The sequence below is a fragment of the Kaistia sp. MMO-174 genome (assembly GCF_037147815.1).
Lineage (GTDB): Bacteria > Pseudomonadota > Alphaproteobacteria > Rhizobiales > Kaistiaceae > Kaistia > Kaistia nematophila.
In genome coordinates, this window is sequence record NZ_JBBCUO010000004.1 from 547,776 (window position 1) to 567,975 (window position 20,200).

Here is a 20,200-nt window from a genome sequence, read left to right on the forward strand (position 1 = left end):
GCGGTCGAACGGCTCCGGGCCGGCGCGCCTCAATCGACTTCGCGCTTCAGCGGCCGCAGCATCAGCGCTTCCGCCGCCGCGTCGATCGACAGCGTACCGTCGAGAATGGCGGCCACCGCCTCGGTGATCGGCATCGGCACGCCGAGGCGGCGGGCGAGATCGCGCGCCACCGGCGCGGTGGCGGCTCCCTCGGCGAGGGCCGGCGGCAGAGCGGCGCCGCTGCCAAGCGCATGGCCATAGGCGAAATTGCGCGATTGCACCGACGAGCAGGTGAGGACGAGGTCGCCGAGGCCGGAAAGGCCCATCAGCGTTTCCGGCAGCGCGCCCTGCGCCTCGCCGAGCCGGCGCAATTCGGCGAAGCCGCGCGCGATCACGGCAGCACTCGCGCTGGCCCCGAATTCGCGGCCGGCGACGATGCCGGCGGCGATCGCCAGCACGTTCTTGAAGGCGCCGCCGATCTCGACGCCGAGCATGTCGGTCTCGGCATAGGGGCGGAAGCTTGCGGAGCCGAGCGCGTGACAGAGCGCCATGGCGAGCTTCAGCTCCGTCGCGGCGATGGTGACGGCGGTCGGCAGGCCGCGCGCCACGTCGACGGCGAAGCTCGGTCCCGACAGCACGGCGGGAGCGGCCGGCGGCAGCGCCTCGGCCAGCACCTCGGTCATCCGCTTGGCGGTGCCGCGCTCCAGCCCCTTGGCGCAGAGCACGACCGGCGTGTCCTCGCGGATGGCCTCGAGACGGCCGGCGACCTCGCGCACCGTCTGCGCCGGCGTCGCCAGCAGGATCGCGTCGGCGGAAAGCACCGCCTCGACCCGGTCCGTAACCAGCATCGCGTCCGGCAGTTTTACGCCCGGCAGATGGGCGGCGTTCTCGCGCGACGCCGCCATGTCGGCCGCGTTGCGGCCCCAGAGCGTGACCCTGCGGCCGGCGCGGTGGGCGGCGAGCGCCAGCGCCGAGCCCCAGGCGCCGGCGCCGACGACGGCGATATGGTCGATCGTCATGATGCCATCTCCAGCGCGGGCAATCGGTCGAGCAGCGCATCCAGTTCGCCGAACAGCGCCTCGCCGAGCGGCAGGTCGAGCCAATAGAGCGCGAAGCGGATCGGCGGGCCGCCGGCATCCGGGTGCATTTCCAGCTGCTCCCAGCTTTCGGCGAAGTCGCCTTCGAGCGGCAGATGGAAGAACCAGCGCCGGTGCTGCCGCTCCGGGCCGCCCTCCGGCGCGTAGCGATAGTCGCGCTCGCCGAGCCGCGTCATGGCATCCGGCGCGACCAACCCGGTCTCTTCCAGGAATTCGCGCCGCGCCGCCTGCTCGGGCGTCTCGCCCGGCTCCATCGTGCCGCCGGGCACCTGGATGCCATATTCGGGAAAATCCGGCTCGCGGAAGACGAGCAGCCTGCCGCGCCAGGTGGCATAGAGCACGACCTTGCTCTTGCGGATGACGGCGTCGCTCACGCCTTGGCTCCCTTGTGGCCGGAGCCGAGCATCGGCGCCGCCATCTGGTCGAGCGGCCAGCGCGGCCGCGCCGGCGCAGCGAGATCGTCGTGCAGGCCGAGTGCCAGCCTTTCCGCTCCGGCCCAGGCGATCATCGCGCCATTGTCGGTGCAGAGCGCATGCGGCGGCGCCACCAGGCGGAAGCCGCGCGCGGAAAGCTCGGCGTCGAGGCCGGCGCGCAGCGCCTTGTTGGCGGCGACGCCGCCGGCCACCACCAGGGTCGGGTCGGCAAGATCCGGGAACTCGGCCCGGAACCGGTCGAGCGCATGGCCGATGCGGTCGCACACCACCAGCGTCACCGTCTGCTGGAAGGCGGCGCAGAGATCGTCGACGTCGGTCTCCGACAGCGGCGCGATCGCCTCGGCCTCAATGCGCAGCGCCGTCTTCAGGCCGGAGAAGGAGAAATCGGCGCCGGGCCGGCCATACATCGGCCGTGGCAGCGAGAAGCGATGGGGATTGCCGCGGGCGGCGGCGCGCTCGACAGCCGGGCCGCCCGGATAGGGAAGGCCAAGCAGCTTCGCCGTCTTGTCGAAGGCTTCGCCCAGCGCATCGTCAATGGTGGTGCCCCAGCGCTCATAATCGCCGACGCCGCGCACCAGCAGGATCTGGGTATGGCCGCCGGAGACCAGCAGCAGCAGATAGGGAAAGGCGATGCCGTCGGTGAGCCGCGCCGTCAGCGCATGGCCCTCCAGGTGGTTGATCGCGACCAGCGGCTTGTCGGCGGCGAGCGCCAGCGCCTTGGCCGTCGTCAGCCCGACGATGACGCCGCCGATCAGGCCGGGGCCCGCTGTCGCCGAAATGGCGTCGAGATCGCCGAAGCCGACGCCCGCCTCGTCCATCGCCGCCTGCACGATGCGATCGAGCGCCTCGACATGGGCGCGGGCGGCGATCTCCGGCACGACGCCGCCAAAGGCGGCATGGTCGTCGATCTGCGACAGCACGACATTGGAAAGGATCTCGCCGCGCCCCCCGGCGTCGCGCGACACGACGGAGGCCGCCGTTTCATCGCAGCTCGTCTCAATACCCAGAACCAGGACGGTAGCAGTCACACCGGGGCCTTTCGCCGCGTATCGGGCGGCTTGCTTGCGGATGGGCGCGTCGTGGCTAGACTGGCGCCGAATTCTGCCCTGACGGGCATTGATCCGACAGGCCCTAACATCCGGACCCGACCCCGTGCAATCCGAAGCCTCCACTCCCGTCCTCCGCATCGGTACGCGCGGCAGCCCGCTTGCGCTCGCCCAGGCGCATGAGACGCGCGCCCGGCTCGCCGTCGCCCACGGCCTCGACGAGGCGTCGATGGAGATCGTCGTCATCAAGACGTCGGGCGACCGGATCCAGGATCGGTCGCTGTCGGAGGCCGGCGGCAAGGGCCTGTTCACCAAGGAACTCGAGGAAGCGCTGTTCAGCGGCGCGATCGACATCGCCGTCCATTCCTCGAAGGACGTGCCGACCTTCCTGCCGGAAGGGCTGACGCTGATCGCCTTTTTGCCGCGCGAGGACGTACGCGACGCCTTCCTGTCGCCGGTCGCCGGCTCGATCCGCGACCTGCCGCAGGGCGCGCTGCTCGGCACCTCGTCGTTGCGCCGCCGGGCGATGGCGCTGCGCGTCCGGCCCGATCTCGTCGTCGTCGAGTTTCGCGGCAATGTGCAGACGCGGCTCGCCAAGCTCGAAAACGGCGTCGCGCATGGCACGCTGCTGGCGCTCGCCGGCCTGCGCCGGCTCGGCCGCGCCGAGCTCGCCACCTCGATCCTCGATCTCGACGATTTCCTGCCCGCCGTCGGCCAGGGCGCCGTCGCGGTCGAAGGCCGCGCCGACGATGTTCGCGTGCGCGAATTGCTCGCCGCGATCAACGATCCGGCGACCGAGACGGCACTGGTTGCGGAACGGGCCTTCCTGACCCGGCTTGACGGCTCCTGCCGCACGCCGATCGGCGGCCTTGCGACGCTTTCGGGCGACGCGCTGCTCTTCCGCGGCATCGTGCTGTCGCCGGATGGCCGCCAGTCGGAAGCCACCCGGATGACCGCGCCGCTTGCCGATGCCGCGCGTATCGGCACCACCGCCGCCGACGAACTGATCGGCCGCGGCGGCAAGACCTTCTTCGCGACGGGTTGAGGCGCGCCATGCGGCTGCTCGTCACCCGGCCGGAGCCCGAGGCGACACGAACGGCCGAAAGGCTGCGCGCGCTCGGGCACGAGCCGGTGCTGGCGCCGCTGCTGGAGACCGTCTTTCTCGCCCCCCCGCCACCCGGCTTCCGGCCCGCCGCCATTCTCCTGACCAGCGGCAACGGCCTGCGCGGCCTGCTGCGCTGGCCGAACTTCCGCGCCTGGCTCGACATACCCGTGCTCGCCGTCGGCGACCGTACCGCCACGGCGGCGCGGGAGGCAGGCTTCCGAGACGTGCGTTCGGCCGATGGCGACGGCGAGGCGCTGGCGTCGCTCGCGATCGCCACGCTCGATCCCGCCGCCGGGACGCTGCTCTACCCGGCCGCCATCGATCGCGCCGGCCTTTGGCCCGACAAGCTGACGGCCACCGGCTTCACGATCTCCCTCGTCGAGACCTACCGCATGGATCCGGTCGCGGCGCTGCCGGATCCGGTCGCGGATGATCTGCATCAAGGCAGGCTCGACGGTGTGCTGCTCTATTCGCCGCGCACGGCGAAGACCTTCGTCGGGCTGGTGGCGCGGCTTGATCCACAGCCGCCGCTCGACCACCTGTCGATTTATGCGCTTTCGGCAAACGTCGCCTCCGTCCTGACATTCGGTAGCGTGCTTATTGCCGACGAACCGACCGACGACGCCCTGCTGGCGCGGATCCCGCCGGGCATGGGAACATCGCCTTCAGGCGTCCGTTAACGCATTGGTCTATACTGGGTCCAAGCGACCGACGAGATCGAGGTGACATGAGCGACGACGACACCTTCAATCCGGCAGGCGCATCGTCCGCCCCCCGCCGCAAGCGGCCTCCCGTGACGATCGATCTCGAGGCCGAATCGAGCACGACGAAGCCCGCGCCCGAAACGGAAGCCGACGTGCCGGCGGCCACGGACGCTGCCGCGACGGCCGAGCCCGCCGCGCCTCCGCCACCTGCCTATGAGCCGGAAGTCGGCGTTGCCGAACCGACGCCCGCGCTCGAATCCACGCCGCGCGAATCGGCTGGCGCGCGCTTCGTCATTCCGGCGCTCGCCGCTCTTGGCGGCGGCGTCATCGGCGGCCTGCTCGTCGCCCTGCTCTCCTCCTCGACCGGCACGGACCCAGTCGCCAGCGCCAGCCTCGATTCGCGCTTCGCCGCCGTGTCGGCCCGCCTCGACCGCGTCGAGGCGGCCGCCAGCGAAACCGCCTCCAGACCGACGGCGACTCCCGACGTCGATCCCGCCCGCCTCGCCAGTCTCGAAAAGGAAATCGCCGCGCTGAAGGAGGCCGCCGCGAACGCGCCGGCCCCCGTCGCCACGACCCCGGCGCCGGACCTCGGCCCGCTCGAAAGCCGGCTCGCCGCGCTGGAAGCCCGGCCGGAAGCGGCGCCGGCAGCCCCGGCGGCCCCGCCCGTCGACCTGTCGCCGCTGCAATCGCGCCTCGATGCCCTGACCGGCCGCCTCGACGCCGTCGAGGCGCATCCGCCGGCCGACCCGAAGACGGAAGCCGCCGCCCGCGTCATCGCGGTGACGGCGCTGCGCCAGGCGGCCACGGGTTCCGGCCCGTTCACCGACGAGCTCGCCGCCGCCATCGCGCTCGGCAGCGACGACGGCAGGCTCGCCGCGCTGCAGCCGCTGGCCGCCACCGGCGCGCCGTCGAAGGCGGAGCTTGCCGCGAGCTTCCCGGCCGTCGCCGAACAGATCCGCATCGCCGCCGCCAAGGTCGATCCCGGCGCCAGCCTGGTCGACCGGCTCGCGGCTTCGGCAAGCTCGCTGGTCAGCGTCAAGCCGTCGGGCCCGATGGCCGGCCCTTCCGCCACCGCCATCGTCTCGCGCATGGAAGCGGCGGTGAAGGAAGGCAACCTCGCCGAAGCGCTGCGCGAGGGCGAAGCTCTCGACGCTATCGCCCGGGCGCCGCTCGCCGACTGGGCGGCCAAGGCCGGCAACCGCATCACCATCGACACCGCGCTCGCCGGCCTCGGCGCCGCGAATTCTCCCAACTGACGGAGCGACGATGATCCGCATCCTCGTCTATGTCGCCCTCGTCTTCGCGATCGCCGCGGGCTTCGCCTGGCTTGCCGACCGGCCCGGCGATGTCGTGCTGACCTGGCAGGGCTATGACTACCAGACCAGCCTGATGGTCGCCGCAGTCAGCCTCGCCGCCCTGTTCGTCGCGCTGGCGATCCTGCTCTGGATCATTGCCACCGTCTTTCGTGCGCCAAAGCTGTTCGGCGGCTGGCTGTCCGGGCGCAAACGCGATCGCGGCTACCGGGCGCTGTCGCGCGGCATGATCGCGATCGGCGCCGGCGACGTGAAGCGGGCGAAGCGCTTCGCCGTCGAATCGCGCAAGATCCTGAAGGACGAGCCACTGACGCTGCTGCTCGCGGCGCAGGCGGCGCAGCTGACCGGCGACGGCGCCGGCGCGCGCACCGCCTTCGAGACCATGCTGGACGATCCCGAGACGCGGCTGCTCGGCCTGCGCGGCCTCTATGTCGAGGCGCAGCGGAGCGGCGAGCACGCGGCCGCTCGCCACTATGCCGAGGAAGCCGCTAAGGCGGCGCCGAGCCTCGCCTGGGCCGGCAACGCCCTGTTCGAGGACCAGGCCGCCAAGGGCGAATGGTCGGCGGCGCTCTCGACGCTCGGCTCCAACCTGCATGCCAAGCTGATCGAGCGCGGCGCGGCGCATCGCCTGCGCGCCGTGCTTTTGACCGCGCGCGGCATGGAGATCGAGGCCTCCGATCCGGAAGAGGCGCGCGCCGCCGCGCAGGAAGCCGTCAAGCTGGCGCCCGGCCTGGTTCCGGCCGCGACCCTGGCCGCCCGGCTCTTTGCCCGCCAGGCCGACGTCAAGCGCGCCGCTCGCGTCATCGAGACGAGCTGGAAATTCGAGCCGCATCCGGAACTCGCCGAGGCCTACGCCAATGTCCGCCCCGGCGACGCCGCGCAGGAGCGCCTGAAGCGGGCCGAAAAGCTCGCCGCGCTCCGTCCCGGCCATGTCGAGAGCCGCCTGGCGGTGGCGCGCGCCGCGATCGACGCGCGCGACTGGGCGCTGGCCCGCCGCGAACTGGCGGCGATCCCCGATACCGCCCGCACCGAGCGCTTCTGCCTGCTGATGGCCGAGATCGAGGAAGGGCCGGACGGCAATCGCGGCCATGTGCGCGAATGGCTGACGCGCGCCGTGCGCGCGCCGCGCGATCCGCAATGGACCGCCGACGGCTATGTCTTCCCGGCCTGGGCGCCGGTTTCGCCCATCACCGGCCGCCTCGACGCCTTCGAGTGGCGGACGCCGACGGTGGCGCTCGCCGCCGACCAGCGCCCGGCGATCGAGCTCGACGTCGAGGAGCCGGAAGCGACCGAGCCGCTCGTCATCGAGGCGAGCCCCGTGCCAGCGCCCACGCCGACGCCGGAACCCGCCGCGCCGCCCGCCCCCGCGCCGGAATCAGCCAGGGCGCCCGCGCCGACCCCGCCGGCAGCGGCGAAGAACGGCGGTCCCGCCGGCCCCGCGGCGACGGTCGTGGCGCCGATTCCGGACGATCCGGGCGTTGAGGACCGCGACACCGAACCGGCCGATCGTCTGCGTCTGCAGTGAGGCGGTGGAGAACGATCGGGGAGGCTTGAAACCCGGATCGAATGTGGCTATGAACCCCGTGGATTTCACGGCACCCCTCGCGGGGCCACCAGAATCCCCGGGTACGCCGCTTTAGCTCAGCTGGTAGAGCACATCATTCGTAATGATGGGGTCACAGGTTCGAATCCTGTAAGCGGCACCACCAACCTCCTTGAAATCATTGATAATTTCACCACGCAGCTTCAGCGCTGAATTGGTGCGTTCATTATGGTGACCACATGGTGACCACGAAACGCCGCTTGCTGGGGTTCAGGCCGACTGCTCCGAATCCGATTTGGATCCGCGCCGGCTTGGATTTTGCTTGGTCAGTCGCTACGGATTGACGGGTCGATTCCTTGTACGGCAGCGTACAGTGGACCCGTAGCGCTTGCTCCTGCCGGCGAGCGCATTGCAGGTGCGATGGAGCCATCTTGATTTCGATCGCCGAACGGATCCATTCGAAATACCCGCACATGACGGGCGCGCTGCAGAAATTCGCCGATTTCGTACTGGCAGAGCCGGTGAAGGTCGCGCGGATCAGCATCCATGAGGCGGTCAAGGACCTTGATGTTTCCGTCGCCTCGGCGAACCGCTTCGCACGCGCCATCGGCTATTCCGGCTATGCCGAATTCCGCACCGAACTGATCCGCAGCTTCGAACCGGCCTTCGACCCGGTCAAGCGGCTGCAGGTGCAGGTGTCGCGCACCTCGACCAGCCTCGACGTGTTCCGCGCCTCGATGAACGAGGACATCGCCAACGTCCAGACCACCATGGACGGGCTCAGCGACGAGCGCGCCAACCAGGCGGTCGATGCCGTGCTTGCCGCCAGGAACGTCATCGTGTTCGGGCTCGACAATGGCGCCAGCTGCGCGGCGATCCTGTGCAACGAGTTGCAACGGCTGCGCGGCAACGTCACCTCGATCGCCAATTATGGCGGCGCGATCGGCGTGGCGCGGCAGTTCACCGAGCTCGGCCGCGACGATCTCGCGATCGCCATCGCCTTTCCGAACTATATCCGCGACGTGATCCAGCTGGCGAGCCTTGCCCGCGCGCACGGCACGAAGGTGCTGGCGATCACCGACAGCCACCAGTCGCCCCTTGCGCCGCTGGCCGACATCAACCTGTTCTGCCGGGCCGAACGCCAGTTCGGCTCGATGTCGAATGCCGCCGCCATCACGCTGATCGAGGCGCTGGTCGCCGCCGTCGCCCACCGCACCAAGCGGGCCGTGGAACTCGCGGAACAATATACGACGCTAGAACTGCCCTGGCTGGAGCGCCCGGGCCAATAGCCCGCCCGCAGCCCCGACAGACAGTGATGCCTGAATGATCAGCCGCGCCTCGCCTCGCTAGGCAGCGCGACTACGATCATTGTTTTCGCTTGGGTTTTCCACGCTCCGCGTGACGACCATTTCAGCAGCCGACCCAATTGTACAAATTAGAACGCCGTGACAGTCTTTCTGTAACAGGATGTTCATTGCCGGCCGGAACGGGCTGATTTCCGGGCGATGAAGCCCATCTTCTCTACCCCTGACTACTCCTCGTCGAACGCACATCATCCTTCGGAGCCTGTGGAAATGGATAGACGGACTTTCATCAAGATCGGCGCTGCCGCTCTGGCGGCTCCGGCCCTTGTGACATCGCGAGCCCTGGCCGATACACCGAAGCTTGGCAAGATCGCCTATCAGCTCGGCTGGGTGAAGAACTTCCAGTTCGCCGGCGAATACATCGCCGATGCCAACAAGTATTTCGAGCAGGAAGGCATCGCGGTCGACCTGCTCGCCGGCGGCCCCAGCGTCTCGGCCGAGCCGATCGTCATCTCCGGCAAGGCGCTGGTCGGGCAGAACAGCACCGACAACACGGCGAATGCGGTTGCCAAGGGTGCGCCGCTGAAGATCATCGGCACCAACTACCAGAAGTCGCCGTCCTCCATCATCTCGCTGACCAAGACCGGCCTCAAGGCGCCGAAGGACCTGGTCGGCAAGACGGTCGGCATCCAGGCCAACAACCAGGTCGTCTGGAACGCCTTCCTGAAGATCAACGGCATCGATCCCGCCAGCGTCAACACGGTCCCCGCCCAGCACGATTTCACGCCGCTGGTTTCCGGCGAACTCGACGCGTTCTTCGGCTTCTCCAATGACGACGTCGTGCAGTTGCGTCAAAAGGGCCAGGACGTCAGCTACCTGCTGATGGCCGACTACGGCTACCCGATGTTCAACTGCAACTACCTCGTGACCGAGGAGACGCTGAAGGACAAGGAGAAGCGCGCCCAGGTCGTCGCCTTCATGCGCGGCGCCATCCGCGGCTGGCAGGAAGCGGTCAAGAACCCGGCGCTGTCGGCGCAGCTGACCGTCGACGTCTATGGCAAGGGCAACGGCCTCGACCAGGCGGCGCAGGAGAAATCCGCCGCGGCGACCAACGAGTTGATGGTCACGCCCGATACCGAGAAGCACGGCCTGTTCTGGATGACGGACAAGGCTGTCGACGAGACCATCGCCACGCTGGCGACGGCGGGCATCGTCGCCAAGAAGGATCTCTTCACCAACGAGATCCTCGAAGAGGCCTTCCAGGGCAAGACCACGCTCTGAGACCCTTGTTCCGGGGCGGTCCGGCGCATGCCGGAACGCCCCGGACCCTCCCCCAGGACACGGCGGCGGCCAGGCCGCCCACGATCGAAGCCCCGGACCTGCCTGTCCGGGGAGCGACGGCCTTCGTTCGACAGGAACCCAGCATGACCCAGAACTACCAGAGCGCGGACGTCTGGTCCCGCACCAAGACCATCAACGGCTATCCCGTCGACGAGGTCCGCTCCGTCTTCCAGAAGTCCGTCCGGCGCGGCTGGCTGGAAGAGGCGATCCTCGCCGCCTACGAGCTGCACCTGAGCGGCCTCGAGACGGAAGAACTGCTCTGGCGGCGGATCGAGATCATCGCCACCGAGGAAGTCGGCTTCGGCCTGGTGACGGCGCCCGCCATCATCGAGGCGCTGAATGCCCAGCGGCAGCGCTATGCCGATCGCACCGAGCGCTGGATCTACGCGGTCCAGGCGATCCGCATCATCGTCACCAACAAGAAGGACCGAACCGCGCCGCAGCTGGCGCAATGGGCGATCGAGGTGACGTCGCGCGGCGAGCGGCAGTTCGAGATCCAGGATTTCATGGTGGACTATCACACCCGTCGCGGCGTCGAGCTCGGCCGCGGTCCGGAGCACTGGACGACTGCCGGCGGCGGCGATCTCGAAAACATGCTCGAAGGTGTCGACAGCAAGTACCTCGACTATCTGAACACGCTCCGCACCAAGACTCCGGCCTGATTCTGGCATGGCGCGTCCGGCATCCGCCGCCGCGCCATCCGCCGACCGAAAGGCACCCTCCGATGGAGATGTCCAACGTGAAGTCCGAGCTGAAGCCGAATGCGACCCCCTCGTCGCGTCCGGCCGGGGATGCCAGCGGCATCGTGCTCTATGGCCTCTCCAAGACCTTCTCGCTGCAGGGCCGCACCGTCACGGCGCTGCACGATGCGGATCTGCGCACGCCGGCGGGCTCCTTCGTGTCGCTGCTCGGCCCTTCGGGCTGCGGCAAGTCGACGATCCTGCGCATCCTCGCGGATCTCGACGTGCCGACCGATGGCAGCGCGCTCATCCATGGCAAGTCGCCCGGCGTCTCGCGCGCCAACCACGAGATCGGTATTGCCTTCCAGGACGCCTCCCTGCTCGCCTGGCGCTCGGTCGAGGACAATATCCGCCTGCCGCTCGAGATCAGCGGCATGAAGGGGCAGGACGCCGCCATCCGCGACCTGATCGCGCTGGTCGGCCTGCAGGGCTTCGAGAAGGCAAGGCCGGCGCAGCTTTCCGGCGGCATGCGCCAACGCGTCGCCATTGCCCGCTCGCTCGTCAACCAGCCGAAGGCGCTGCTGCTGGACGAGCCGTTCGGCGCGCTCGACGACATGATGCGCCAGCGGCTCAATCTCGGGCTGCAGCGGATCTGGATGGAGAGACGCACGACCACCGTGCTTGTGACGCACTCGATCCCGGAAGCGGTGTTCCTGTCCGACATGGTTGCAGTGATGACCGCGCGGCCGGGGCGGATCGTCGAGACGCTGGCGATCGACCTGCCGCGCCCCCGCACACCGGAAATGATGCGCACGCCGGAGTTCCACCGCCTCTGCGATCGCTTCAGCGAGCTCCTGTTCGGATCGAAGATCGAGGAACTGGAGGGGGCGTCATGACCGCGCTCGCGCTTCGCCCGCTCGACCGTCTCCGCGCCCTGAACGGTTCCGGCTTCCTCCATGGCGCGGCCGGGCTTGTCGTGGTCCTGCTGCTCTGGCAGCTCGCTGTCGCCTTCATCTCGTCCGGCAACGGCACAATCCCGTCGCCGCTGCAGATTGCCCGCCAGATGCAGGCGGACGGCTTCCGCTTCTATGCCGACGCGGCCTCCTACACGGTGTCGGCCGCCTTGCGGGGCTGGCTCTGGGGCAATGGCCTCGCGATCACGCTTGCCCTCGTCGCCGTCGCCATTCCGTTTCTGGAGCGGCCGATCCTGCAGCTCGGCATCGTCTCCTACTGCCTGCCGATCGTCGCGATCGGCCCGCTGATGATGATCCTGTTCTCCGGCGATACGCCCAAAGTGGTGCTGGCCGGCCTGTCCGTCTTCTTCACCACGCTGATCGGAACCGTGACCGGTCTGCGCCATGTCGACCGCACCATGCTCGACCTCGTGCACGGCTTCGGCGGCGGCACCCGGCACAAGCTGTTCAAGGTCCGGCTGATATCCGCCCTGCCGCATCTCTTCGCCGCGCTCCGCATCGCGGCGCCCGCCGCCGTCCTCGGCGCCATCGTCGGCGAATATATGGGCGGCACCGAAACCGGCCTCGGGCTGATGCTGGTCAATTCGCAGCAGGCGATGGAAATCCCGAGAACCTGGGCGATCGCGGTCGTCGCCAGCGTGCTGGCCGCCATCGCCTATGCCGCGACCAGCGTGGCCGCCCGCCTGCTGACGCCCTGGGCGCGGGAAATGTCCGCCGACATCGGCAGCGGCCTGCATGCGAATTCGGGCGGCGCCGGCGGCTGGGCGATGGCGATCGCCTCGGCGCTCGGTTCGCTCGGACTTGTGCTCGTCGTATGGTGGGCGATCCTGCGCGGCTTCTCCGTGCCGCCCTTCTTCGGCAAGGGGCCGCTGGAGGTGTGGAACTATCTTGTCGATCCGCTGATGGGCGCGCAGAACCGTATTCAGCTGATGCGCGAAGCTATAGTGACGATCCGCGACAGCGCCGCCGGGCTGGTCGTCGGCACGGTCGCCGCCATCGTCGTCGCGGTCGCCTTCAACCTCTGGGGCGGCGTCGAACGGGCGTTCATGGGCGTCGCCATCGCGCTACGCTCGATCCCGCTCGTCGCCATGGCGCCGCTGGTGACGCTGGTCTTCGGCCGCAACATGCTGGCGGTCGTCATGATCGGTGCGATCGTCACCTTCTTCCCGACGCTGGTGAACATGACGCTGGCGCTGGCGCAGACGCCGGCCCGCTCGCGCGACCTGATGCGGGTGTTCGGCGCCTCGCGCTTCCGGACGCTGATGACGGTGCAGATACCCAGCGCCCTGCCGGCACTGTTCACCTCGCTGCGCACCGCCGCGCCGCTCGCGATCACCGGCGCGCTACTCGCGGCCTGGCTCGCGACGGGCAAGGGGCTCGGCTACGCCATCGTCACCACCGCCGCCGTCTCGGACTACGAAGGACTCTGGGCCCGCGTCGCGCTGACGACGGCCTTCTCCATCCTCCTCTATGCGCTGATCGGGCTGGTCGAACGCCTCGTGCTCAAGGCCTACGCCAACTAGCCACGCGCCACGCTTCCGCGATCACCCCTGCTTTCGCGGCGCCCCGGCGCGCGCGACGCGCTTTCGCGCGCCCGTCCCTTTCCTCCCCGCCGGCCACGCCCGGCGGAATCCCTCCCCCGCATCCGGAGTTTCCTCGATGAAGACCACGCCCGTAACGCCCGCCGATCTCGTCGCCTCGATCATTGCCCTGCCGCCCATCGCCCGGAACCCGGACGGCGGCATCAACCCCGGCGAAAGCCAAAAGATCGTCGACTGGCTCGCTTCGGCCGGCGTCAGCTCGTTCATGTATGGCGGCATCGCCAACCTGTTCAATGCGAGGCTCAGCGAGTATGGCGCGGTGCTCGACCTGATCGAAGCGGTGGCGCCTTCCGATGACGCCTGGATGATCCCGGCGATCGGCGGCGACTATGGCAAGGCGATCGACCAGGTGGCGATGCTGCGTGAGCGGGATTTCCCGACGGCGATCCTGCTGCCGTTCTGGCTGGTGCAGCCGAAGGGCGTGGCAACCGGCATCCGCAAGCTCGCCGATGCCTATGGCAAGCCGCTGATGGTGTTCTTCAAGGCGCTCGACTATCTAGACCCGCAGGACGTCGCGGCGCTCCTGAAAGATGGCGCGCTCTGCGGCGTCGAATATGGCGTGGTGCCGGATGAAAACGGCGAGTCGCCGCACCTGACCACGCTGCTCGATCTCGTCGGCTCGGCCGAGCGGCTGATCGACGGCGCGGGTGAACTGACCATCGTCGAGAGCTCGAAGTTCGGCATCCAGGGCTATACTTCCGGCACCGGGCTGCTGGCGCCGCACATCTCGATGGCGTTGCTGGAGGCGGTGAAGCGCGGCGACCGCGCCGCGATCGAGAGCCTCAGCCGGCCCTTCGTGGATTTCGACGCGGCCCGCGCCGCCCATTCCGCCATTCCCGTCGTGCATGACGCGATCCGCTTGGCAGGGATCGCCGATACCGGCCCGATCGGCCCGTTCTTCGAGAGCGCGTCGGATCCGGCGATCGTCGCGGACATCACTCGGATCGCCAATGAATTAATGCAGGCAAATGCAGACTTCACACGGATGGAAGGTCGCTAGCGCGCCCTCAACCCATCGATATCCACGGGCGAGCGCCAATGGCCACGCAGTGCGGGATCACGAAAGGCGGGCTCCCTGAAGGTCAGCGGCGAGCACGCCAAACTGACTTCCGCGAGTGCTGCGCTTTGCCGGACCGGCGCGCAGCGTCCGGGACAGGCGGCCGCCGCTGATCGGCATGTCGAGCAGACTGACGAAGCCATGCGGCATTCCGGCCAGGCCGCGCGCCGCGTGGAGCATCATCGCCGCGGCGCCCGGCACCGGCGGCGCGGCGGGGCTGAGGGACAGTGAGAAATCCCGGCTTCCCTCGACCGAGACGGCCTCCTGCGGCTTGCGGCCATAGGCGGCGGGATCAAGGAACATTTCCAGCCTCATCACGATGCTGGTGACGCCGCCCAGCGATCCGGTTGCCGTCTGCGTGATACCGGCGACCTCGCCGATCCCAACGGTGCGGTGCGACAGCACGATCGGGGTGGTTGCGAAGGTCGGCTCCAGGCTGTCCGTGATGGTGTCGATCGGGATGCCGACGCATTCCGCGACCGCCGCGACGGATTCCGGGAAGCCCATATGGCCCTCGATGGACCCGTCAGCGACCCGGCCGGCGAAGGTCTCAGGCGAAAGCCCGAAGCCCAGATGGGCGAAATCCGCCGGGCCGACGCCGCCGACATTCGAGACGCGCAGGATATCGAGCTTCGTCACCTCGACGAGCGTGCGCGACAAAAGGATCGGCAGAGTCTCGAAGCAGAAGCCGGGATTGATGCCGCAACCCATAACCGTGGTACCGGAGGCGCGCGCCGCCCCATCCAGTGCCTCGAATTCCGCCCCATATCGGAGCCAGGGGTGAAACAGCCACTCAGCGGCCGACAAGACCGAATAGCCGGCCTTCAGCCCAGCCAGGATCTGCGCGGTAGCCCGATCCGGCGCGGACGTCGACGCGTGAAAAAGGATCGTCGGACCGGCTGCCGGCGGCAGGGTCGCCTGGATCGAGAGGTCGCAGGATGTGCCCGGCACCACGTCGGCGACCGGATGGCCGACAAGATCCGGCGCATCGTCAATAATCGTCACGATCTCGAAGTCCGGGCTCGCCTGAAGCGCCGCGAACAATGCCCGACCGAGGTTGCCGAAGCCGAAAAGAGCGACGCGCATCAGAATATCCCCTTCACATCGTCCAGCCCGGCCGCCCAGCGCGTCGGCTTCATTTCCACGATGTCATGGGTGAGCAGATCCAGCTGACGGAACGGATCACCCGTCAGAATCTGATCCAGTTCGCCCCTTGTGACGCCGGTCGCCATCATGAAACCGCCGGTCGGCGGAACGAGGCGGCCAGAAAGAAAGAAGATGCCGCGATCATAGAGGGTTGCGACCCAGTCGCGGTGCGCGGGCAATGCCGCCGCGATCGCCTCCGGCGTTGCCGTGTAGGTCGACGTCACCAAAAACATCCGGGTTCTCCATGCTGCGTGGCCATCGCTGCCGCCCATGAGCATAGATATATCACTTGACACTTCAACTGATATTATCAGATCGTAGATGCGTTCCCGGCGAGAAGATCCAGCGGCTCAAAGAAGGCACGCGGTTCCGGGCCAGGGTTGGAAGCGAATGACGCCACACGCAGCGCCCGGCAAATCGCTCAGGCACACCATTCGGGGAACAGGGTTCATGACAAAATTCCGCAGGACTGTAGCGGCTGCCGCCCTGGCAGTCATTGCCGGAGCCATGCCGGCTTCCGCCGCCGACCTCGCCGCCATCAAAGCCGCCGGCACGATGCGCGCGCTGACGACAGGCAACGACAAGCCGAACGTCTCGATGGACACGTCCGGCAAGCCGATCGGCTTTGAAGTCGACATGTGCCAGCTCATCGCCGACAAGCTCGGCGTGAAGCTCGATCTCAACGTGCTCGCCTGGGAAGGCCTGCTTCCCTCCATCACCGCCGGCCGTACCGACATGATCTGCTCGGGCGTCAACATCACACCGGCGCGCCAGGAAGTGTTCGATTTCTCGGTGCCCTACTCGCGCACCGCGATCATCGCCATGGTGCCTGAAGCAACGACCGACATTAGCGGCCCTACCGACATTGGCGGCAAGGTCGTCGGTGCCTGCATCGGCGCTGATGGCGAGGACGTGGTTCGCGAGATCGGCGGCTACAAGGAAGTGCGCGTCTATCCGGGCGTCGCCGAACTGTTCGCCGATTTCGTCGCCGGCCGCATCGAAGTGGCGATCGTCGGCGACAAGCAGGCAGCCGAATTCATGCAGGCCCGCCCCGGTATCGCGAAGATCGTCGGCAAGCCCTACAAGGTCAATCTGGTCGGCTATCCGATGAGCAAGGGCTCGGCCGACATGAAGGCCGCGGTCGACAAGGTCATTTCGGATGCGCGCACCGACGGCACGCTGAATAAGATGGCCAAGGCCAGCTTCGCCCTCGACGACTATGACTCCGCCCTGCCGCCGGTCGGTCAGGACGCCGCCAAGAAGTAGGACCGCGGAACGATCTTTGCAGGGCCGAGACGGGTCGACGCGATCCGGATCGGCTCTGCCCACAAGGCCGGGCATTCCGGGTCTTGCCGATCGTCTGCGGGATCGCTTGCCGCGCGCGACGCCGATCCCGACGACATCTCCATCCCGAGGCTGCGCAGCTCGTGCCCGAGCTCGCGATGGTCGTCCTGCCGTGCCGGCGCCGCCTGCGACCACGGCTAGCCGCTGCCGAGATAACGCTCCATGTCCTTCGACTTCTCTTCGATCGTTCCCTATGCGCCGCTGCTGTTCCAAGCGACGATGATGACGATCTTCCTCGCCGTCACCTCGCAGGTGATCGGCACGATCTGCGGCTTCCTGCTGGCGCTGGCGCGCATGTCGTCCTGGCGCATCCTCAGCGTGCCGGCGTTCTTCTACATCTGGATCGCACGCGGCACGCCGCCGCTGATCCATCTGTTCCTGATCTATTTCGGCCTGCCCAGCATCGGCATCTCGCTCGAACCGCTGCCCGCCGCGATCATCGCCTTCTCGATCACCTCGTCGGCATACAATGCCGAGACGCTGCGCGCCGGCCTGCAGTCCATCCCCGCCGGCCAGATCGAGGCCGCCCGCGCCGTCGGCATGAGCTATCCGACCGTGATGTGGCGGATCGTACTGCCGCAGGCGATCCAGATCATCACGCCGCCCTATATGAGCAACTTCATCAGCCATGTGAAAAGCACGTCGCTGGCGTCCGTCGTGACGGTCCGCGAGCTGCTGCTGACGACGACGCTGATCTATTCGAACACGTTTCGCGCGATGGAAGCGCTGCTCGTCGCCGGCGCGATCTACCTGTTCCTCACCTCGATCCTGGCGTTGGCGCAGCTCCAGCTCGAACGCTACCTCGACTATGACAAGCGCCCGCCTGCCCGTCGGCGCCTGCGCCGACTGGGCCTGACGCCAGGCCATGTGGCCTTGGCCGATCCCGCAGCGCACGACCTGCTGCCATCGCCGCCGGACCGCCAAAGGCGCGTGCTCGATATCGCGGCGCTCGAGAAGAGCTTTGGCGGCGTCAAGGCGCTCTCCGGCATCAACCTCTCGATCCAGGAGGGCGAAGTGGTCTGCCTGCTCGGCCCGAGCGGATCAGGCAAGAGCACGCTGCTGCGCTCCATCAACCTGCTGGAGCGCCCGGATTCCGGCCGCATCGGCATCCATGCCCGCGGCGCCGGCTTCGACCTCGCTTTCGGCCCGACGCATCGCGGCGTCGGCGGGCGGGAACTGGCGCGGCTGCGCTCGCATGTCGGCATGGTGTTCCAGCACTTCAATCTCTGGCCGCACAAGATGGCGATCGAGAACGTCACCGAGGGCCTGCTGCGCGTGCGCCACCAGACAGGCCTCGAGGCCGGCAATGCGGCGACGCGGCTGCTCGCCCGCGTCGGCCTCGGCGCCAAGCTGACCGCCTTCCCGAACCATCTCTCCGGTGGCCAACGCCAGCGCGTCGCGATTGCGCGGGCGCTCGCCATGAAGCCGGACATCATGCTGTTCGACGAACCGACCTCGGCGCTTGATCCCGAACTGGTCGGCGAAGTGCTGCAGGTGCTGGAAGACGTCGCCGCCAGCGGCATGACGATGCTGGTCGCGACCCACGAGATGGGCTTTGCCCGCAAGGTCGCCGACCGGGTCATCTTCATGGATGGCGGCCAGATCGTCGAGATCGCGACGGCGGAAGAATTCTTCGAGCGGCCGAAGCACGAGCGCAGCATCCGCTTCCTGGAGGCAGTGCTGAAATAGCGTCCGCCAACGGACGACGGCAAGAAAGGGGAGCGGAGCGGATCGGATCCGCTCCCCTTCTTGTGCCTTCAAGTCACGCTCGACACGAGGGAAACCAGCGGCCCGTCAAGCAGCCGCCAGTTCCTCCGATCAACCTGTTTGCTGCCAGCGGTGTTTTTCGAGCGCGGACGGGTCCGTGTCGACCTCCGCCCAATTCTCGGTGCGCTGGAAATGCACCGGCTCGTCATCCATCCAGAGCGCATGGGTAATGCCATGCAGCAGAGGCTCGATGCCGTAGCGCAGCCCCGACAGCGAGGCGCCCGAATGCGCGTTCGTAACCGTGGCGCCGTAGTTGAAGCAGAACATGTTGGCGAGCACCGGCGTCTGGCCCGGTACCTTCTCGACGAAGGAAAGATCACGGTTGAGATAGGGATAGGTTGCGAGCCAGGCATCTGGCTGGCTTTCGGGCGGCGTGAACCGATCCGACCAGGTCGCCATGTTGTCGGCGAGCGGCAGCAGCTCCGGCCGGTTGCGCGGGTCCATCGAGAAGCCGCAGCCGATGAAGAGATGGTCGAACACCACGACCGAGCCATCGCTGGCCGTGACGTGGATGCCGTCCTCACGCTGCTCGACATCGGTCCAGGACGCACCGGCGTGAATGCAGAAATTCGGGAACGCGGCGCAGCGATCGACGCCATCCTGGGTCGGCGGCTGGCCGAATTTGAACATCGCCTGGATCCAGCGCCACTTGTCGGCATCGGACATAGAGGCATAGTGGCGAAGATAGCCAGCCTTCTCGAGATAGCGGAACGGGTTGGCCATCAAGATCTGCCTGCGACGCATGTAGATGGTGACGCCGGTCGCTCCGAGTTCGAGCAGGTCCGCGGCCCGGTCCCACGCCGTCGCCCCCGCGCCGAGCAGCCCGATGCGCTTGCCCTTCCAGTCGAGGCTGTCGACATCATCGGTGCACAGCGTCCAGCTTTCGCGCGGCAGCTTGTCCTTGACGAAGGGCGGCACATACCATCCGCCAATCCCCTCCAGCCCCGTCGCCAGCACGACCTTGCGGGCATAGACGGTCTCATTTCCATTGACGGTCAGGCGGACGAGGCCGTCCTCGTCGTCGAAGGCGGTGACGTCGGCCTCGTTGCGGACCGGCAGGTCGAGGACCGCGCGGTACCAGTCAAGATAAGCCTGCCAGGCCTGACGCGGCCATTTGCCGAGCTGCTCCCACCCCGTCTCGCCGAACACCGCCTCAAACCAGCTGCGCGGCGCCAGCGAGGGGATACCGAGATCCGGCCCGGTAACATGTTTGGGCGAGCGAAGCGTCCACATCCGCGAATAGGTGATCCACGGACCCTCCTGTCCCTTTGGCGCGCGATCGAGGATCAGCACGTTGGAGACGCGGTCGCGCATCAGACCGAAGGCGACCGTGAGGCCACATTGGCCGCCGCCGACGATCACGACATCGTAGACGTGATGGCCACGCGGGTGCTCGCGCGGGAGCACCCAGTCGTCCTTGGGGTAGTTGAGAATCTCCAGATCGTGGCGGACCCGGCGGCTGAGCCGGTCGAGGCGCTCCTGCGCATCCGGCAATGGCGGCGGCGCATAAGGCGGCGCCAGGCCCGCTCGAAGCTCCGGGTGCTCCAACGCGAGCTTCCCGGCAATCTGTGCCGAAATATCCTCGCCGTGCATGTCCCCCCGCTCCGGCTGGTCCATCGATCCACTCCACCTCAAAAGCTGCAACACCTTCAAGCTGTAGCGCATCGTTGATATTCCGTCAAAAATATCTGATGGTGTCTCTGACGAGAATGCCGCGCGTCGCGGCTGCCTCGATCCCGCCGCCGCGACCTTCTCGCGTGGATTG

18 protein-coding genes and 1 tRNA gene are annotated in these 20,200 nt (G+C 67.9%); 13 read left to right on the forward strand and 6 right to left on the reverse strand.

The window, feature by feature from the left end:
- Positions 1-29: 29 nt before the first annotated feature.
- From WFK98_RS17535 to tsaD, 3 genes are read right to left on the reverse strand one after another with little or no spacing between them, the layout of a single operon-like run.
- Positions 30-1,001 carry an NAD(P)H-dependent glycerol-3-phosphate dehydrogenase gene (locus WFK98_RS17535; protein ID WP_336801182.1) on the reverse strand — a complete coding sequence of 324 codons (972 nt, stop codon included), beginning with the start codon at positions 999-1,001 and terminating at the stop codon, positions 30-32.
- Entirely contained in the window at positions 995-1,450 is a 456-nt protein-coding gene (locus tag WFK98_RS17540; protein ID WP_336801136.1) for an NUDIX hydrolase, read from the reverse strand. The genes WFK98_RS17535 and WFK98_RS17540 overlap by 7 nt, the downstream gene beginning before the upstream one ends.
- Complete coding sequence (gene tsaD / locus WFK98_RS17545; protein ID WP_336801137.1) at positions 1,447-2,538, reverse strand: tRNA (adenosine(37)-N6)-threonylcarbamoyltransferase complex transferase subunit TsaD; 1,092 nt, start codon at positions 2,536-2,538, stop codon at positions 1,447-1,449. The genes WFK98_RS17540 and tsaD overlap by 4 nt, the downstream gene beginning before the upstream one ends.
- 124 nt (positions 2,539-2,662) lie before the next feature.
- Between tsaD and hemC the strand changes: the two genes are divergently transcribed.
- From hemC to WFK98_RS17600, 11 genes are all read left to right on the forward strand, one after another.
- Positions 2,663-3,601, forward strand: a complete 939-nt coding sequence (hemC, locus tag WFK98_RS17550) for a hydroxymethylbilane synthase (RefSeq protein ID WP_336801138.1) — start codon at positions 2,663-2,665, stop codon at positions 3,599-3,601.
- Between the two features lie 8 nt (positions 3,602-3,609).
- Positions 3,610-4,341 carry a uroporphyrinogen-III synthase gene (locus tag WFK98_RS17555; RefSeq protein ID WP_336801139.1) on the forward strand — a complete coding sequence of 244 codons (732 nt, stop codon included), beginning with the start codon at positions 3,610-3,612 and terminating at the stop codon, positions 4,339-4,341.
- Between the two features lie 47 nt (positions 4,342-4,388).
- Complete coding sequence (locus WFK98_RS17560) at positions 4,389-5,621, forward strand: COG4223 family protein (RefSeq protein ID WP_336801140.1); 1,233 nt, start codon at positions 4,389-4,391, stop codon at positions 5,619-5,621.
- A gap of 10 nt (positions 5,622-5,631) precedes the next feature.
- On the forward strand, positions 5,632-7,203 hold the full coding sequence (locus WFK98_RS17565) for a heme biosynthesis protein HemY (RefSeq protein WP_336801141.1): 1,572 nt from the start codon (positions 5,632-5,634) through the stop codon (positions 7,201-7,203).
- 105 nt (positions 7,204-7,308) lie between these two features.
- A tRNA-Thr gene (locus WFK98_RS17570) sits at positions 7,309-7,384 on the forward strand.
- Positions 7,385-7,652: 268 nt separating this feature from the next.
- Positions 7,653-8,510: a MurR/RpiR family transcriptional regulator gene (locus WFK98_RS17575; protein ID WP_266339021.1), complete on the forward strand. Its 858-nt coding sequence runs from the start codon at positions 7,653-7,655 to the stop codon at positions 8,508-8,510.
- 285 nt (positions 8,511-8,795) lie between these two features.
- The gene (locus WFK98_RS17580) at positions 8,796-9,806 is read left to right on the forward strand and encodes an ABC transporter substrate-binding protein (RefSeq protein ID WP_266339022.1); all 1,011 of its coding nucleotides are present in this window, start codon (positions 8,796-8,798) and stop codon (positions 9,804-9,806) included.
- A gap of 143 nt (positions 9,807-9,949) precedes the next feature.
- On the forward strand, positions 9,950-10,528 hold the full coding sequence (locus WFK98_RS17585) for an AAA family ATPase (RefSeq protein WP_266339023.1): 579 nt from the start codon (positions 9,950-9,952) through the stop codon (positions 10,526-10,528).
- Positions 10,529-10,590: 62 nt separating this feature from the next.
- Positions 10,591-11,442, forward strand: coding sequence for an ABC transporter ATP-binding protein (locus WFK98_RS17590; RefSeq protein WP_336801142.1), 852 nt, complete (start codon positions 10,591-10,593; stop codon positions 11,440-11,442).
- Positions 11,439-13,043, forward strand: a complete 1,605-nt coding sequence (locus WFK98_RS17595) for an ABC transporter permease (protein WP_336801143.1) — start codon at positions 11,439-11,441, stop codon at positions 13,041-13,043. Before WFK98_RS17590 ends, WFK98_RS17595 begins: the two co-directional genes overlap by 4 nt.
- Before the next feature lie 136 nt (positions 13,044-13,179).
- The gene (locus tag WFK98_RS17600; RefSeq protein ID WP_336801144.1) at positions 13,180-14,121 is read left to right on the forward strand and encodes a dihydrodipicolinate synthase family protein; all 942 of its coding nucleotides are present in this window, start codon (positions 13,180-13,182) and stop codon (positions 14,119-14,121) included.
- Between the two features lie 57 nt (positions 14,122-14,178).
- Here the strand turns inward: WFK98_RS17600 and WFK98_RS17605 are convergent, their stop codons facing one another.
- Positions 14,179-15,264 carry a hypothetical protein gene (locus tag WFK98_RS17605; RefSeq protein WP_336801145.1) on the reverse strand — a complete coding sequence of 362 codons (1,086 nt, stop codon included), beginning with the start codon at positions 15,262-15,264 and terminating at the stop codon, positions 14,179-14,181.
- The gene (locus WFK98_RS17610; RefSeq protein WP_336801146.1) at positions 15,264-15,548 is read right to left on the reverse strand and encodes a YciI family protein; all 285 of its coding nucleotides are present in this window, start codon (positions 15,546-15,548) and stop codon (positions 15,264-15,266) included. The genes WFK98_RS17605 and WFK98_RS17610 overlap by 1 nt, the downstream gene beginning before the upstream one ends.
- Before the next feature lie 226 nt (positions 15,549-15,774).
- Here WFK98_RS17610 and WFK98_RS17615 point away from each other — a divergent pair, with 226 nt between their 5' ends.
- Positions 15,775-16,590 carry a substrate-binding periplasmic protein gene (locus WFK98_RS17615; protein WP_266339028.1) on the forward strand — a complete coding sequence of 272 codons (816 nt, stop codon included), beginning with the start codon at positions 15,775-15,777 and terminating at the stop codon, positions 16,588-16,590.
- Positions 16,591-16,830: 240 nt separating this feature from the next.
- Complete coding sequence (locus WFK98_RS17620) at positions 16,831-18,357, forward strand: amino acid ABC transporter permease/ATP-binding protein (protein ID WP_336801147.1); 1,527 nt, start codon at positions 16,831-16,833, stop codon at positions 18,355-18,357.
- A gap of 129 nt (positions 18,358-18,486) precedes the next feature.
- On the opposite strand, the gene WFK98_RS17625 is transcribed toward WFK98_RS17620, so the two are convergent.
- Positions 18,487-20,052, reverse strand: coding sequence for an NAD(P)/FAD-dependent oxidoreductase (locus tag WFK98_RS17625; protein ID WP_336801148.1), 1,566 nt, complete (start codon positions 20,050-20,052; stop codon positions 18,487-18,489).
- Between the last annotated feature and the right edge of the window lie 148 nt (positions 20,053-20,200).

Bases quoted from the DNA above. Each gene is read 5' to 3' on its own strand.
- WFK98_RS17555 (WP_336801139.1), top strand. From the start codon at position 3,610: ATGCGGCTGCTCGTCACCCGGCCGGAGCCCGAGGCGACACGAACGGCC.
- WFK98_RS17560 (WP_336801140.1), top strand. From the start codon at position 4,389: ATGAGCGACGACGACACCTTCAATCCGGCAGGCGCATCGTCCGCCCCC.
- WFK98_RS17565 (WP_336801141.1), top strand. From the start codon at position 5,632: ATGATCCGCATCCTCGTCTATGTCGCCCTCGTCTTCGCGATCGCCGCG.
- WFK98_RS17580 (WP_266339022.1), top strand. From the start codon at position 8,796: ATGGATAGACGGACTTTCATCAAGATCGGCGCTGCCGCTCTGGCGGCT.
- WFK98_RS17585 (WP_266339023.1), top strand. From the start codon at position 9,950: ATGACCCAGAACTACCAGAGCGCGGACGTCTGGTCCCGCACCAAGACC.
- WFK98_RS17590 (WP_336801142.1), top strand. From the start codon at position 10,591: ATGGAGATGTCCAACGTGAAGTCCGAGCTGAAGCCGAATGCGACCCCC.
- WFK98_RS17595 (WP_336801143.1), top strand. From the start codon at position 11,439: ATGACCGCGCTCGCGCTTCGCCCGCTCGACCGTCTCCGCGCCCTGAAC.
- WFK98_RS17600 (WP_336801144.1), top strand. From the start codon at position 13,180: ATGAAGACCACGCCCGTAACGCCCGCCGATCTCGTCGCCTCGATCATT.
- WFK98_RS17605 (WP_336801145.1), bottom strand. From the start codon at position 15,264: ATGCGCGTCGCTCTTTTCGGCTTCGGCAACCTCGGTCGGGCATTGTTC.
- WFK98_RS17615 (WP_266339028.1), top strand. From the start codon at position 15,775: ATGACAAAATTCCGCAGGACTGTAGCGGCTGCCGCCCTGGCAGTCATT.
- WFK98_RS17620 (WP_336801147.1), top strand. From the start codon at position 16,831: ATGTCCTTCGACTTCTCTTCGATCGTTCCCTATGCGCCGCTGCTGTTC.
- WFK98_RS17625 (WP_336801148.1), bottom strand. From the start codon at position 20,052: ATGGACCAGCCGGAGCGGGGGGACATGCACGGCGAGGATATTTCGGCA.